At 56.8% G+C, this 15,251-nt stretch carries 13 protein-coding genes and 1 pseudogene; 10 read left to right on the top strand and 4 right to left on the bottom strand.

Features of this window, described 5'->3' with window-relative positions:
• Window positions 1–210: 210 nt before the first annotated feature.
• The 3 genes from QMG56_RS20605 (at window position 211) to QMG56_RS20595 (ending at window position 4,965) form a co-directional block, all read left to right on the top strand.
• A complete protein-coding gene (locus QMG56_RS20605) occupies window positions 211–2,397 on the top strand; it encodes a TonB-dependent receptor (protein WP_281824541.1) in 2,187 nt (728 codons plus the stop codon).
• Window positions 2,398–2,632: 235 nt separating this feature from the next.
• A complete protein-coding gene (locus tag QMG56_RS20600; protein WP_281824539.1) occupies window positions 2,633–3,925 on the top strand; it encodes an MFS transporter in 1,293 nt (430 codons plus the stop codon).
• 134 nt (window positions 3,926–4,059) lie between these two features.
• Window positions 4,060–4,965, top strand: coding sequence for an alpha/beta fold hydrolase (locus QMG56_RS20595; RefSeq protein WP_281824590.1), 906 nt, complete (start codon window positions 4,060–4,062; stop codon window positions 4,963–4,965).
• A gap of 320 nt (window positions 4,966–5,285) precedes the next feature.
• Here QMG56_RS20595 and QMG56_RS20590 read toward each other — a convergent pair.
• Both QMG56_RS20590 and QMG56_RS20585 read right to left on the bottom strand, forming a co-directional pair.
• Window positions 5,286–6,605, bottom strand: a pseudogene (locus QMG56_RS20590) (IS1380 family transposase).
• 330 nt (window positions 6,606–6,935) lie between these two features.
• Complete coding sequence (locus tag QMG56_RS20585) at window positions 6,936–7,388, bottom strand: Lrp/AsnC family transcriptional regulator (protein ID WP_281824537.1); 453 nt, start codon at window positions 7,386–7,388, stop codon at window positions 6,936–6,938.
• 126 nt (window positions 7,389–7,514) lie between these two features.
• Here QMG56_RS20585 and QMG56_RS20580 point away from each other — a divergent pair, with 126 nt between their 5' ends.
• The 7 genes from QMG56_RS20580 (at window position 7,515) to QMG56_RS20550 (ending at window position 14,134) form a co-directional block, all read left to right on the top strand.
• Window positions 7,515–8,738 carry a thiamine pyrophosphate-dependent enzyme gene (locus QMG56_RS20580; RefSeq protein ID WP_281824536.1) on the top strand — a complete coding sequence of 408 codons (1,224 nt, stop codon included), beginning with the start codon at window positions 7,515–7,517 and terminating at the stop codon, window positions 8,736–8,738.
• A 1-nt stretch (window position 8,739) separates the two neighbouring features.
• Window positions 8,740–9,756 (top strand): alpha-ketoacid dehydrogenase subunit beta, encoded by a 1,017-nt coding sequence (locus tag QMG56_RS20575; RefSeq protein ID WP_281824535.1) that lies wholly within the window; start codon window positions 8,740–8,742, stop codon window positions 9,754–9,756.
• Complete coding sequence (locus QMG56_RS20570; RefSeq protein WP_281824533.1) at window positions 9,756–11,048, top strand: dihydrolipoamide acetyltransferase family protein; 1,293 nt, start codon at window positions 9,756–9,758, stop codon at window positions 11,046–11,048. The genes QMG56_RS20575 and QMG56_RS20570 overlap by 1 nt, the downstream gene beginning before the upstream one ends.
• Window positions 11,049–11,052: 4 nt before the next feature.
• A complete protein-coding gene (gene lpdA / locus QMG56_RS20565; protein WP_281824531.1) occupies window positions 11,053–12,450 on the top strand; it encodes a dihydrolipoyl dehydrogenase in 1,398 nt (465 codons plus the stop codon).
• A gap of 241 nt (window positions 12,451–12,691) precedes the next feature.
• On the top strand, window positions 12,692–13,048 hold the full coding sequence (locus QMG56_RS20560) for a MarR family winged helix-turn-helix transcriptional regulator (RefSeq protein ID WP_281824530.1): 357 nt from the start codon (window positions 12,692–12,694) through the stop codon (window positions 13,046–13,048).
• A gap of 200 nt (window positions 13,049–13,248) precedes the next feature.
• Window positions 13,249–13,797, top strand: coding sequence for a TetR/AcrR family transcriptional regulator (locus QMG56_RS20555; RefSeq protein ID WP_281824529.1), 549 nt, complete (start codon window positions 13,249–13,251; stop codon window positions 13,795–13,797).
• A 19-nt stretch (window positions 13,798–13,816) separates the two neighbouring features.
• Entirely contained in the window at window positions 13,817–14,134 is a 318-nt protein-coding gene (locus QMG56_RS20550; RefSeq protein WP_281824528.1) for a hypothetical protein, read from the top strand.
• A gap of 3 nt (window positions 14,135–14,137) precedes the next feature.
• Here QMG56_RS20550 and QMG56_RS20545 read toward each other — a convergent pair whose 3' ends face one another.
• Both QMG56_RS20545 and QMG56_RS20540 read right to left on the bottom strand, forming a co-directional pair.
• Window positions 14,138–15,106: an MFS transporter gene (locus tag QMG56_RS20545; RefSeq protein ID WP_281824589.1), complete on the bottom strand. Its 969-nt coding sequence runs from the start codon at window positions 15,104–15,106 to the stop codon at window positions 14,138–14,140.
• Between the two features lie 49 nt (window positions 15,107–15,155).
• Window positions 15,156–15,251 (bottom strand): integrase catalytic subunit (locus QMG56_RS20540; RefSeq protein ID WP_281824588.1); only part of this gene is annotated, 96 nt, incomplete at its 5' end.

Genomic DNA, 15,251 nt, shown 5'->3' with positions numbered 1-15,251 from the left:
GCCATAGCTCCCGCCGGCGAAGACGTGCGCCTGTGAGGGGGTGTCTCTCGCATTGCGAAGGTGTGCCATCGCCATCGCCATTGTCGGCGACTTGGTGCGCAGGGTGCACGTATTTCGCGAGGTCGTTGAAACGGGGCGGGCAAACAGGCATCGCGGCGCCCAAGCCTGAGCCAGGAAACATTGGCCGATGCTTAGTCCAGGGAGAGGTCTATGAAGATTACCAATAAAAAGGTCTGCGCATTGGTTGCTGCACTTAGTGCGTCTACCGCATTGGTTCAGCAGCCTGTTTTCGCGCAGAGCAAAAATGATAATAGCGCTGATAATATCGAAGATATCGTTGTAACCGCGCAGCGGCGCGACGAACGCCTGCAGAATGTTCCGGTCGCTGTAACCGCGCTTGACGCCGGTAACTTGCAAAGCGTTGGCGCAAATGACGTACGCCAACTGGCTATTGCTGTTCCCGGCTTTTCGGGCGGTCGCAATTTTGCAGTATTTCAGCCTAATATACGGGGTGTGGGTTCGACCGGTGTCTCACTCGGTGACGAGGCGAACGTCGCGCTGTATATCGATGGTGTTTACCAACCGAACGCATTGGCCAACCTTGTGGATCTGGTAGCGGTCGATCGCGTGGAGGTGCTGCGGGGACCACAGGGCACACTGTTCGGCCGCAATGCTACCGGTGGCTTGATCAATGTCATTACGCCCGATCCGAAGTTCACGCCGGAAGGTAGGGTTTTGCTGCAATATGGGCACTTACTTGGCGCAAACGATATCAATGTGCGGGCTTATGCAACCGGTGGCCTGACCGATACGATTGCTGCCGATATATCGGCCATATACCGCTACAATGACGGGTATTTGGACGATCTTGTATCGGGGGGAACGGAAGGACAGGCCCGCGCTATAAACACGAGGGGCAAGCTACTGTTCCAGCCTGGTGACAGGACCAAGGTCGTGGTGACGCTCGCCTATCTCAACCAGTTGGACAATGGCGGTAATTCAAGCCAGCCGATCGGGGGCAATTCCGTGGGCTACAGCGTTCCGGGAGCCATTGTGCCTGACACCCCGTTTAACGTCGCGCTTTCGATTGATCCGGTTATCAAGATACGCTCATTTAGTGCTGCAATCCGAACGGCATTTGACCTTGGCGCCGTAAGCTTCGAAACCACTGGTGCCTATACAAAAGATCGGGTCAATCAGGAGTCGGATTCTGACACAACGCCGCTTTATGCTGACTCTAATCAGTTCCTCATTCACAATCGTGTCTTCAGCCAGGAAGTACGACTACTCTCTCAGAATGAAAGTCGCCTCCAATGGATTGTCGGCGGATATTTCTACGACCTTGATGGGCACACCACCCTCAACCGTTTCCTGGGAACAGCACCGCGCTATTCAAGCGTAACCAGAACGGTCAATATGCTACCGCGGGCGACCGTTTCTTCGCTTGCCGTGTTCGCGGAGGGTACGTACGGAATTTTCGATCCCTTAAAGCTCATCCTGGGCGTCCGCTATACCTCAGAAAAGAGAGGGTTTGGAACAACGGTCAACGGCGTGGATCCATTTCCTCATCAAAGCATGAAGGCGAATAAATGGACATATCGCGCTACAGCGAACTACCAGATTGATGACCGGACGCTCATCTACGTGACTTACAGCACCGGCTACAAGAGCGGGGTCTATAACACTTACGGGACCAGCCCTGTCCCGACCGAACCGGAAACCATTGCATCTTACGAAGTAGGATTGAAATCCGACCCTTTATCGTGGTTGAGAACGAACATCTCGTTGTTCTCTTATGATTATAAGGATCTGCAGGTTTCAGCGCGGGCGCCTGCGCCGGCCACCGGCTATCTTTTGCAGAATGCCGCTAATGCCCGCATCCGGGGTGCCGAACTGGAAGCGCAAATCAAAGCCAGTCGTAACCTGAGCTTCCGTTTTGCCGGAAGCCTCCTCAATGCGAAGTACAAGTCATTCCCAGGTGCGCAATCCTTCATTCCGATTGCTATTCCTGGCACCGGGCTGTTCTCCGGCAATGCGACAGCTTCGCTTGATGTTGCAAATAATCGTATGACCAGGGCACCAAAATACACACTTTCTCTCAGCGGCGACTGGAGACATGCGCTGTCAGGCGGCTCTGAGATACACTTCAACGCAAATGCCTTCCATTCAGCGCGGGTGTTTTTCGATTTTGCCAATCGCCTCAGTCAGTCTCCCTACACGCTGCTTAACGCGGAAATAAAATGGGTGTCTCAAAGTAAGATTCTGGAGGTCAGCATTTTTGGACGCAACCTCACAAATGCAAGGATTTATCAGCAGGCCAGTGCGAACAGCTTTGGCGATTTCGTCACATACGAACGACCACTTTATGCGGGGATGCGGATAGGTCTAAACTTTTGAATCCTGCAGCTTTGCTCGATACGTCAGCACGGAGCGATAGAGGTTCGCCTCGCAACCACGTCGATTCGGCTGCTGATGTTGCCAACTTGCCAATGGTTTATGACTTCAAAAATGCTGCGGTTGCTCAACTTTTGGGTCGGCCGCCCATTCTTTGGATGCCGCATGATAGGCGATGAGGTGCATGACGCCCTGTCAAGTCCCGCATCTTTCCATTTGACCATCTAAGGGGAGCGTCATGAACAAGCAACCGGTCGATATGTCTGCCGATGCGGCAGGAACGCAGACATCAAAGACTTTTGCCGTCGCGCTATTTCTTCTGGGTGCGACGAACCTGCTCAACATGCTCGATCGCAAAATCGTCGGCATTCTTGCAGAACCCATTAAGAAGGATCTTGCCCTTTCCGACACTCAGACCGGCCTTCTCACGGGCTTGGCTTTCTCCATCTGTTATGCGGTCTGCGCAGTGCCTATTGCCCGGATCGCTGATCGAGGGAACAGAGTGCGAATATTGTCCATAATGCTCGGTTTCTGGTCAATTATGACCGTATTCTGTGGTTTGGCTAAAACGTTTGGCATGCTCCTCATGGCGCGCTTTGGAGTGGCAGCAGGTGAATCAGCGTGTTCGCCGATCAGCTACGCTTTGATTTCGGACTATTTTGAGCCCCGCTATCGCGCGCGCGCGATGTCGGTTGTTCCGCTCGCTGCGGCAATTGGAACTCTGCTCGCATTCGCCGTGGGAGGGTATCTTGCGCAACATTTTGACTGGCGTATGTCATTCCTTCTTGTCGGATTGCCCGGCTTGGCCCTTGGCGTGATCTGCTGGTTCGTCCTGCCCGAACCACGCCTCAAAGTAACCCCTTCCAGACAAAATGGTCCTGATGAGAGCCTCAGCCTTCGGGTCGCGCTTGGCCAATTACTTGGTCGGCCAATTTTTGTGCTCCTAGTCGCCGGAGCCAGCGCAATGATGTTTTCATTGAGCGCCCTCCTAATCTGGTCGGCCGCATTACTGCAACGGTCTTATGGCTGGTCACTAAGCGAAGCCGGACTGGCTTTAGGCCTGATTTTCGGCGTTGGCGGCATGGGCGCACCGGTTTTGGCCTCAATTATGGGAGACCGTCGGCTGCAAAGCGACAATGGTGCCTATCCTTATACGCTTGCTCTATTGAGTGCTATAGCCGCTCCCATCCTTCTGCTGGCCTTGTTTTCGACTTCAGCCTGGTTTACGCTGGTGGCAATATGCTGCGTGTATTTGCTAACGAGCGGCTGGCCGCCGCTCGTTATGGCAACATTCCGCATTTTTACGCCTAGCAATAACATGGCTCTAGCAGTTGCATTATTGGGAACTGCGATCAATTTACTTGGTCTTGGCCTGGGTCCTTTTTGCGTGGGGATACTTAGTGACTTTATCGTACCGACACTTGGGGCAGATTCAATTCGCTACGCATTGTTACCCACAGTCGCAGTATATCTGATCGCCTCACTGATATTCTATGTCGTTGCGGCGCGGGTCCGGCGCGGATTATGCTAATATCTCATCCGTTTGAGCGGTGTGCGGCAGAAGTGTTCTGCGCAGCAGACAGATTTCTATCGAGCGGGCTCGGGGACGAGTGCGAGGTAGCGCAAACCTGCCTCAACTTAAACCCGTCGACCTTAAGGTTGCGCGTGCCGGGTAAACCGGATGGTAAACTGGGAGAAGTGAACGTGGCAGCTGTTGCATATTCGAGCATGTGGCAAGACCTCAAGGACTATGCCTTTTCTCAAGGATGGATTGATGCTGGCGGCATACGAACGCGCTATCTCCGCAGCGGTGCCGACAACGGCAAGACACTCATATTCCTGCACGGCACTGGGGGGCATGCAGAAGCCTATGTCCGCAATTTGGGTCCGCATGGACAGCATTTTGATTGCTGGGCAATCGATATGGTCGGGCACGGTTGGACAGACAAACCGGATCATGATCTTGAGATAAGGCATTATGTGGACCATGTGCTGCGCTTCATGGATGCGGTTGGGGTAGAAAGCGCGCTGCTCAGTGGGGAGTCACTAGGCGGATGGGTGGCATCCCGTTTGGCCGCAGACTATCCGGAACGGGTAGAGCGTCTTGTCCTCAATACGGCTGGCGGCTCACAGGCGCTTCCCGACGTTATGGCAGCTATCAAGTCAGTTTCCTTGCGGGCGGCGGAGGATCCGTCATGGGCTTTGATCAAGGCTCGGCTGGAATGGTTGGTGGTCGATAAATCGAAAGTGACTGACGATCTGGTAGCTGCGCGCCAGGCGATATACATGCAGGCGGGTATGAACGTGGCGATTCGTCATGGCCTTGCCTTGCAGGAAATGGACGTTCGGCAACGGAACCTCATGCGCGAAGAAGACTATGCGCGTATTCAGTGCCCCACGCTGGTCTTGTGGACGTCGGATGATCCGACGGCATCGATCGAACAGGGGCAATGGATCGCGTCAGCGATCACGGGCGCCAGCTTCGTGATTATGGACCGCTGCGGTCATTGGCCCCAATATGAAGAACCGGAGACTTTCAATCGTCTTCATATCGATTTTTTGCGTGGCTAGCATATAAGAGCGTCACAATGCTCATCCTCGCCGGGCCACGCCCTTTCTGTTTAGGCTGGATCAAACTGGCTTGCGGCAACGCTTGAAAGGACAAAGTGATGCAGGGCAGCAAGAGCGGTTAGGGGGCAAGCTCCAGGAGATTGACATTCTAACCTCTCTTATTCACCGGGGCGCTGGGTGCTGGCGTAATCCGGGAGGGTGGCGGCAGGTGGAGGCTGCAGGCATAGGTTTTCCTATGGCGACTATTGCGTCGCGTTTGGCCGAGAGGTTTGCGGGGTTTTCGGCACAGGGTGGATCGATCTGCGGCCCAGCCGCGCCGTTCAGGTCGGCGCGGGTTTGAGGGCGCGGGCGATATGCCGGAAGATGTCGGCAGCTGGGCAAGCACTGGCGAAGGCGATGCGGATGCGGCTGGCGGTTTCGACGACGCGGGCGGCGACCTTGATCAGTCTGAGGCGCACGGTGGCGGGCGCAACCTGACGCAGCTTCCACATCAACCAATATGCCGCGGTATGGAGGATGAGGCGCATCTGGTTGGCGTTGGCCGACCGGCAGGAGGTACGGTCGCTCTTCAACTGGGTTTTGTGGAGTTTGATGAGGTTTTCGGCCTGGCCACGGGCACAGTAGAGCGTGTCGTAGATGTGCTCGGCGCTGCCTGCCTCGATCGAAGTGACGACGAACCGGATATCGAGGCCGAGGCTGGTCGTCTAGATCCGGGCGGCGACCCGGCGCTGGCGCGGCCCCCAGGACTTGGCGGCATAACGGGTCTCGGCATAGCGGCGCAGCACGCCGAGATCGCGCAGCGCCCGGTCGGTGGCGCAGGCATCGCCGCGACTGACGATGACGGGATCGGCATGGAGCGCCTTGTTACCGGGCAGGCCGAACACATAGTCGATGTCGTTCTTCTCGCACCATTCCATGATCTCGGGGCGGCCGTAATGCCCGTCGCCGCGCAGCGTGATGTGGGTATCAGCCCAATGACAGCGGATGCGGCGGATCAGGCGGCGGACATGGCCTGCCATCTCGGCGCCTGACGGGGTCTTGCCGGTGCGTAGCAGCATCGCCACCGGGCGGCCCGTCGCAGTATCGTAGACATGGATCGGCAGGAAGCAGCGCTCGCCATAATGGCCGTTCCAAAAGGAGAGTTGCTGGCCGCCGTGGACGACATCGACCGTCTCATCAATGTCGAGCGTCACCGCCGTCGGCGGGGTCGGGTAGCTCGCGCAGTAAAGATCGACGAGCGCGCCGGTCAGCCGCACCGGTTCGCGCACCGTCGGCGCATTCTCCCAGCGGCTCATCGTCGGCTGGCTCGCCAGGCCGATCACGCCGCCGGGCGGTTTACCGAGCGCCAGCTTGAACCCCGGATCGTGACGTAAGGTGTCGAGATCATCGGCATCCTCATGCCCGCAGGCAATCGCCAGCATGCGTGCGCGCAGGATGTCGTCGAGATCATGGACGACGCGGCTCTGGTCGCGAGGGTCGGCGATGCAGGCGGCAAGCCGTGACGCGAGGCCGAACTGTCGCTCCGCCTGCGCCAGCAGCACGCCACCATCAGATGTCAGCCTCCCGCCATCGAAGGCCGCGGTCACTTTCTTGCGGCAAATCGCTGGGAATGAGAAACCCTGTGCGCTATTGTCGTCCATGGCGATCGTGGCACTTTCTGTCCGGCATCGAGGATTAGTGTAAGCAACCGTTCTCTAAACCAAATCAGATAGTTACGCTACGATCGCCAACCTTCTCACTCGCTCCCGGTGAATAAGACGGGCTAAGGAAGCGACTTGTCCTCGCTATGGCGTTGAAAATTTTCGTTACCCATTTCGCACGCGAAGATCCCGGTGAATTTAAGGCGGTTTGCTATGACTGAAAGTTATAGTCTCGAGGATAGGCGCCCGGAGCCTGCGGAACTCAGCGAAATTCCGACGCGGCACTCACGCCCATCCAAGCCAGCCACGATCATATTCTTGCTACCCAAATCAGATCGGCAAAGCAGTCGTCATTTTGACACATCCTAGCGCAAATCGCGAATTCACGGCGGCAACGCCCGGGAGATGAAGAAGTACCTTTTTCAGGAAGGTTTCATATGTCGCAATACTTTGCGTGACGATCCTGGCCATATAATCACTTTCGCCGCTCACCGAGAAGCATTCAACAATTTCAGGTTGCCGCGCCACTGCTGCTTCCAGCGCCAGCAGCGTCTCCTCATCATGTTGTCGGAGGCGTATCTCGGCGAAGACATTGACTGCCAGCCCCAGCGCCTTCGCATTGAGCAAAATGACTTTGCCGGCGATTACACCATCGGCTTCCAGTTTCTTGATCCGCCGCCAGCAGGGCGTGTTCGATAACCCCACTCGCTCAGCGATTTCACCAGTTGAAAGGTCCGGCTGGTCCTGCATAGCGGCGAGAATGTTTCGATCGATTCGGTCCACGAAAGCAATATCCTAAAATATTCAAAAAAACGACGTAACGATTGCGTGATATACTCAAATTTCTGTGATTTAGAAATATAAATACCCGTCATACGCACCTATCATAGCTGCCCACACGGAGTGTATATGACCGACGATGCCGTTCCTTTGCGCCTGCACATTCCGCAACCCGTTGCCCGACCCGGCGATGCCTCGCGCTTCGACTATTTGAGCTTCGTTCCTGGGGCCGCGGTGCAGCGGCCCGAATTCGACACGCCCGAGCCCGAGTTGAGAGAGTTTCCTTATGGTCTTATTCGCGTCATTGGCGAGGACAATGCCGCCTGGGACCCTGGTCTTGATCCGGAGATGATGCGATCTGGATTGCGGGCGATGCTACAGACCCGCCTGTTCGAGGATCGAATGTTCCGCGCCCATCGTCAGGGCAAGACCAGTTTCTTCATGAAATCGACGGGCGAAGAGGCCATTGGTGTTGCGCAATCCCTGGCTCTGGCACCTGGAGACATGTGCTTCCCGACTTATCGGGTACAGGGGTGGCTCATTGCGCGGGACTATCCGCTCGAAGACATGATCAATCAGATCTATTCGAACGAAAAGGACCCTTTGAAAGGTCGACAGCTTCCAATTTTGTATTCCGCGCGCGACTATGGCTTTTATTCGCTATCAGGCAATGTCGGCAGCCGGTTTGGCCATGCAGTTGGTTGGGCCATGGCCTCCGCCTATAAGGGCGCATGCCATATCGCTTTGGGCTATATTGGCGAAGGAACGACAGCCGAAGGCGATTTCCACGAGGCTTTGACCTTTGCCAGCGTATACCGTGCTCCCGCGATCCTCGTGATCACCAACAATCAGTGGGCGATCTCGAGTTTCGCGGGGATCGCGGGTGCTGAGCAGACAACCTTTGCGGCCAAGGCGCTCGCTTATGGCCTGCCGGGGCTGCGCGTTGACGGTAATGATTTTCTTGCGGTCTGGGCTGCAACGAAATGGGCAGCTGATCGCGCCCGGGCCAATCTCGGCGCGACCGTGATAGAGTTTGTGACCTATCGCGTCGCAGGGCACTCCACGTCGGACGATCCAACCAAATACCGGCCAGCAGACGAGCCTTCCCACTGGCCGCTGGGCGATCCGATCGAGCGCCTCAAGCTGCACCTGATCGATATGGGTGAATGGTCTGAAGAACGGCATGCGCAACTTGAATCCGAGCTGACCGAGGCACTGCGCGCTGCCCAGCGTGCGGCCGAGGCGATCGGGACGTTGGGGAAATCCAAGCCGAGCGTTGCCGAGATGTTTGAGGGCGTCTTCAAGGAACTTGACTGGCGCGCAATCGAACAGCGCCGCGAGATTGGAATCTGACATGGCGACGATGACCATGATCCAGGCGCTAAACTCGGCGCTTGATGTAAAGCTGGGCGATGACCCTGACACCCTGATCTTCGGCCAGGATGTCGGCTATTTCGGCGGTGTCTTCCGTGTCACCGACGGATTGCAAAAAAAGCACGGTATGCAACGATGCTTCGATGCTCCAATCAGCGAGGGAGGCATAATTGCCACGGCGATCGGCATGGGCGCCTATGGCCTTCGGCCTGTCCCCGAAATCCAGTTTGCCGACTATATCCTACCCGCGTTCGACCAACTCGTCAGCGAAGCGGCGCGGCTGCGCTATCGCTCGAACGGAGAATTCTGGGCGCCGATTACGGTCCGCAGTCCATATGGCGGGGGCATCTTCGGCGGACAAACGCACAGTCAGAGTCCTGAAGCGATCTTCGCACACATCACCGGCCTGAAGACGGTGATCCCGTCCAATCCCTTCGACGCCAAAGGGCTGTTAATCGCCGCGATCGAAGACGACGATCCCGTGATCTTCCTTGAACCCAAAAGGTTGTATAATGGTCCGTTCGACGGGAGGCATGATCAGGCGCTCAAGACCTGGGCAGGTGATCCGACAGCTGAGGTGCCCGAAGGGCATTACACTGTCCCGCTGGGCAAGGCCGCGATCGTTAGGCAAGGAAGCGAAGCGACGATTCTTGCCTACGGCACGATGGTACATGTCGCCAAAGCCGGGATTGCCGACAGCGGCGTCGATGCCGAGCTGATAGATTTGCGTTCCATCGTGCCGCTCGATGTGGACACAATCGTCGCATCCGTCACCAAAACCGGCCGCTGTGTGATCCTGCACGAGGCGTCTCGCTTTGGAGGGTTCGGCGGCGAACTGGCCGCTTTGGTGCAGGAGCGATGCTTCTGGGCGCTAAAGAGCCCCATCGAACGCGTCGCCGGGTGGGACACGCCGTATCCACACGCGTTCGAATGGGACTATTTCCCCGGCCCTGGACGTCTGGCGAAAGCGCTTAAGCGTACAATGGAGAATCACTGATGGGCCGTTATCTGTTCCGGCTCCCTGACGTTGGCGAAGGGGTTGCCGAAGCCGAGATCGTCGTATGGCATGTTAAGCCTGGAGATACGGTCAAGGAAGACCAGAGTCTGGTTGATGTCATGACCGACAAGGCGACCGTTGACATGACTTCGCCGGTCGATGGGACCGTTACGGCAATTCACGGCGACATTGGCTCGATGCTGCCCGTTGGTTCGGTGCTGATTGAACTTGAAGTTGATGGGGTCGGCAATGCTGCGGCAATCACTGAAGAGTTGACGGCTCTGGCACCGAGCGTTTTGGCCGAGCTGAGCCCACCGGTAACCGATCCTCCTCCTGCTCTTCCTCCTTCTCCGTCAAAGGGAGAAGGCCGTGCGCTGCCGCGTCGTCCTGCAGTCGTTGCTTTTGCCACGCGCGCGGAAGGCGACGCGCCGCTTGCGTCGCCGGCCACACGCGCAAGGGCTTTCGAACGCGGGGTTGCCCTGCAGTTTGTGCCTGGGACCGGACCGGGCGGGCGCATCACCGCAGACGATCTCGATGCATATCTGAAAAGTGACGGAGCGATATCCCTCGACGATGCACGTTACATCGCACGCGAAGGCGTACAGGAAACCAAAATCATCGGGCTGCGGCGGAAAATCGCAGAAAAGATGCAGGAGGCCAAGCGTCGTATCCCTCACATCGCCTATGTCGAGGAAACCGACGTCACCGAACTCGAAAAGCTTCGGCAGGACCTCAACGCGCACCGAAAGCCTGACCAACCCAAGCTTACGTTGCTACCCTTTTTCATGCTGGCGCTCGTCCGGGCGCTACCCGACTTTCCACATATAAATGCGCGATACGACGACGATGCCGGCATACTGCACCGCTATGATGGTATTCATATCGGCATCGCAACACAAACGCCGGGCGGCCTCATGGTTCCGGTGGTGCGTCATGCGGAGGCGCACGATCTTTGGAACCTCGCGCGGGAAGTGGCGCGGGTCAGCGCCGCCGCGCGCGCTGGCACCGCCGCACGGGAAGATCTCAGTGGCTCGACGATCACGGTCACCAGTCTGGGAACGCTTGGCGGAATTACGACGACGCCGGTGATAAACCATCCCGAGGTGGCAATTATCGGCCCGAACAAAATCGTCGAGCGACCGGTGATAGAAGGCAGCTTCGTGACTGTGCGCAAGATGATGAACCTGTCCTCATCGTTCGATCATCGTATCGTCGATGGCTATGATGCCGCTCTGTTTGTGCAGCGGTTGAAGCGGTTGATCGAGCACCCTGCGCTCCTCTTCATGGAATGATGCAATGACCACATCCTTTTCTCCCAAAGTGCTTGTCGTTGGCGGCGGTCCGGGCGGCTATGTAGCGGCAATCAGGGCCGGACAGCTTGGGATCGATACCATTCTGGTTGAAGCCGACAGGCTGGGCGGCACCTGTCTCATCAGGGGATGCATCCCGTCGAAGGCGCTGATCCAGGCCGCCTCGTTTCATGCCGAAATCACCGAGGCTGCGCGCACGCCCCGTTTTGGTATTGGGCTCACAGCGGCACCCACGCTTGATTTTGGCGTGACGGTTGCTTGGAAAGAGAGCGTGGTCGATCAACTGAGCGGCGGCGTTGACGGATTGCTGCGTAAAGCGAAGGTCAAGGTGATTACCGGCCATGCCGTTTTTTCAGACGCCAAGACATGCACGGTCGAAACGGCTGAGGGTGTCGTCACGATCCGCCCCGAGCATGTTGTCCTGGCGACGGGTTCGCTTCCGGTTGACCTCCCATTCCTGCCTTTTGGGGGCAAGGTGATTTCATCGACGGAAGCGCTATCGCTCCCGCGCGTCCCCCGATCGCTCGTCGTCGTCGGCGCTGGCTATATCGGCCTTGAACTCGGCATCGCCTTCCGAAAACTTGGCGCACAGGTGGCGATCGTTGAAGTAGCTGACCGCATTCTGCCGCTTTATGATGCCAAGCTCACCGCCCCGGTCCTTCGCTGGTTGAAAGTGCATGATGTAGCGTTGTATCTTGAGGCACGCGCGGTGGGCGAAGAAGGGCAGGGGCTCGCGATCGAGACTATCTCGGGTGAACGGAAAATATTACCGGCCGACCAGATACTTGTCACCGTTGGCCGCAGGCCCAACGTGGCGGGTTGGGGGCTGGAGGCAATGAATATTGCCATGAACGGCCCCTTCGTTCGTGTCGATGACCGATGCGCGACATCGACCACGAATGTGTGGGCAATAGGCGATCTGGTTGGTGAACCCATGCTGGCGCACAAGGCATCAGCGCAGGGAGAATGTGTGGCCGAGATCATCGCGGGCAAGATGCGGCGGTTCGCGCCACGCGCTATTCCTGCGGTCTGCTTCACCGAGCCGGAGATCGTAAGTGTCGGACTGTTGCCGCATGAGGTTCCCGCAGGGGTCGAGTCGACCATCGGACAGTTCCCGTTTCTTGCCAATGGTCGCGCACTGTCGATGGAAGCAGGTAGCGGTGGAGGCTTCGTCCGCATCGTTGCGCGCAAAGCGGATCACCGTATCTTGGGCCTGCAGGCCGTTGGGGCTCACATTTCCGAATTTGCCGGAGAGTTCGCAACTCTGATCGAGATGGGGGCGGTCTTGGAGGATGTGGCCGGGATCATTCACGCGCATCCCACGTTGGGTGAAGCCATTCATGAAAGCGCGCTCGCCGCACTGGGACACCCTCTCCACATTTAGGGCTATGACTCCTTTTTATATAGGCTGCAGGATTTCGCCGCTCCGATTTGCTTGCCGACGATGGCGTATATTGACGTCCCCGAGAGAAAATTACATGCATTCTATCTACATTCTGTGAAGTGTTGAGATGGAATTTTATTCGAGCTCGAGTTTTAATACTCAGCAATCATTGGGATATGTCCTTCGCCGCCTACACCAGGCGAGTGCAGCAGATCTTGAGCCGATTTTCGCAGAAGAGTGTATGACGGGCACACAATGGTCTGCCTTGATGTCGATTTCATCCGGTCACAGTACCACCTGTTCTGAGCTTGCCAGGGATCTCAGTTACAATGGTGGCGCGATGACCCGCTTGGTCGACACGATGGAGGAATGCGGCTGGATCGTGCGCCGACGCGATACTTCCGATCGCCGCGTGGTCAAGCTTGCGCTGACGGCTACGGGCCATGAACTCGCCGCAAAATGCAAAGAGAAGGTTATTGCACGCTGGAACCAGCGATTGGAAGGATGGGATCGTGAGAAGGTTACGACGTTGGTTTCGCAACTCCAGGCATTACTGGAAATAGTGGAAACGGTAGGCGGCAAAGGTACACGCCCATGATCGGGAAGTTGATGTAGGCGGATGCGTCATCCTGACAGCATACCGGCTTCACCACCCAATTTTCGCCTGAACCGGCCAGGCGAACGAATGGCAATGAGTTAGGAGTTGGGGGTGATAGAGAGCCAATGGTTGGGAGAACGCTGAACACGGAGACCGTTGGATATCGTGGGCCGGACGACCACGCTGTGCGACTGAAGGTCATGACAACCGCAAAAAGTCATTTCTCGCGTTATGGCTATCACAAGACAACTGTCTCGGACATCGCCAGAGTTATTGGTTTTTCCAAGGCTTATATTTACAAATATTTTGATTCTAAACAGGCGATCGGACACGCGATTTGCTCGCAGGTACTCGGTATTTGTTTGGAACAAACACTGGCTGCGATCAAGGATGGCGCAGATGCTGCCGATCGCCTGAGGAGCTTCTTCGATACCATATGCGTCGCGAGCGCCACATTTTTACTGAATGACCCGAAACTGTATGAGCTTGCAGCACTTTCAGCGCTTGAAAAATGGCCCTGCTACACCGGCTATCGTGCTGCATTGGGGAAAGCTTTGGGCGAGATGATCCTGCAAGGGCGCGAAGCCCGCGAATTCGAGCGCAAGACACCGTTTGATGAGACGATCAGTGGCATCATGCAAGCCATGGAAATTTTCTACAATCCGCTGATGCGCCAGTCTAACTCTGGTATGCTTCAGAGTCATCCGAGGGAGGTGGTCAATCTGGTGTTGCGTAGTCTCGCGCCGTGAATTCGATCATTGGACGAATATGCAATTTTTTGGTCGTCTGTATTGGGGTTGGTCCGATATCTGCGAACTCTTGTACAATCAGGCTGTGTCGGCGCTCGCGCCGATGGCCGACCTCGATAAACGGACAGTTTCGGTCGGGCACAACGTGATAGATTTCACCGAATCGCACGAAGTTATTATTGCTGACCCAGCGCTTGCGATGGAGGATCGCATTTATGCAATGCTCGGGCAGGCTTTGCAGCCCGACCCCGTCTTGGCGAAAGGCTTCGGCCACAAAACGAGGGTCATTTCATGCACTCGCACATCGGCGATCGGGTCGAGCCAAATGATGGATTGAAAGTTATCCTGCCAGTTCGGCAACTCGCGCGCAGCGTCCTGCCAACATGAAGAACCAAGGCGCAACTGCGAGCAACGAGATCGTCGCGAGGATCGCGGGCTGGATAGAATTACCTGTACCCACAGCGTCACTGATAGCACCGGTGAGGAAAGGAAACAGCCCGCTGCCGATCAGGATCACTAGAAGCTTGCTCGTTGCCATCACCGATCCGCGCATCTGCGGTTTAGCGAGCGACAGTATGAGCGCATAGCTCGGGCCGTTAAGGAAACCGCCGATGAATGAGAACAGGATTAACGCTGCCAGGGCGACTCCAAGCGCGCTAGACAGCGCCATGACTATGCCCGCGGCCAGCGCCAGCACAGATGCGACCGCTGGGATCCGCGCGAGCCGCGAGGGCAGACTGCGCGAATAGCGGTCTGCGAAGGGGCCGACCGCAAGTGCCGCGACCGTCTGCGACAATCCATAGCCGAGGCCAACCCAAATCGCGGCCCGACTGACTGGTAGTTCGTGAATACGGACGAGGAACGAGGTGAGCCAAAGAACAAGCGTTGAATTGACGCCGGTCACGATCATATTCCCCAGCAATGCATAGCGTAAAGCCGGATCCCGGACGATAGTGTGCATTACCTCGACCAGACGCGGAGCCTTCGCATTGACGCTTTTTACGGCGGAGCCGATATGCGTATCCTGATTCCCGCGCAGCGGCTCGCGGCAGGTAAAGAACAGCAACGCGGCAAACATCAAACCGGGAAGGCCGGCCACGAGGAAGACCGCTCGCCATTCGAAATGCATAAGGATCCATCCGCCCAGGACAAAGATGACGAGCTGGCCGGCTGGTGCGCCAGCATAATAGATATTGATCGCGGTATTGCGCTGATGCAGCGGGAAGCTGTCCGAGATCAGTGAGACGCTCGCGGGCGACGCGACTGATTCTGCTGCACCAACGCCCATCCGAGCAAGCACCAACTGGATGAAATTACCTGCTATTGACCGGCCCCCACTGAGTGGTCCGTGCTGATTGTTAGTGCATTATCGCCTCCGTTGCCATTGCCGCCTGGAGGTGGAGCGAAGCGGAACCGGAGGGCGGTAATGGCGGAGAAGCCGTTTCCGGAGCCGG

Origin of the sequence: Sphingobium sp. BS19 (genome assembly GCF_027925545.1) — a bacterium.
Classification (GTDB): Bacteria; Pseudomonadota; Alphaproteobacteria; order Sphingomonadales; family Sphingomonadaceae; genus Sphingobium.
This window is presented reverse-complemented; position numbering and strand designations above follow the sequence as displayed.